This is a genomic window from Streptococcus suis (genome assembly GCF_002960445.1).
In the GTDB taxonomy this organism is placed as follows: domain Bacteria; phylum Bacillota; class Bacilli; order Lactobacillales; family Streptococcaceae; genus Streptococcus; species Streptococcus hyiners.
The window spans coordinates 1-266 of sequence record NZ_POJD01000492.1 but is presented as its reverse complement, the minus strand read 5'-3'; the positions used below and the strand labels follow the sequence as shown (position 1 = coordinate 266).

The 266-nt window shown below is 36.8% G+C and carries 1 protein-coding gene; it reads left to right on the top strand.

Annotation, left to right across the window (positions count from 1 at the left end; all coding sequences use genetic code 11):
* The coding region (locus C1G53_RS12945; RefSeq protein WP_153046747.1) for a relaxase/mobilization nuclease domain-containing protein at positions 1-266 on the top strand (266 nt) is incomplete at both ends.

Below are 266 nucleotides of genomic sequence, written 5' to 3'. Positions count from 1 at the left end.
TGAAGAAATAGTTGAGATGTATCAGGCAAACTTTGTCAATAATGATAGGCTTTATGATTCGAGAAATGACCGGCAACAAATCAAGCAAAATAAAATTCATGCTCATCATCTTATCCAGTCATTCTCACCTGAGGATAATCTTACACCTGAAGAAATCAATCGTATTGGTTATGAGACGATAAAGGAGTTGACTGGCGGAAACTTTCGCTTTATTGTGACAACCCATACGGATAGGTTGCATGTTCATAACCATATCCTCATCAATA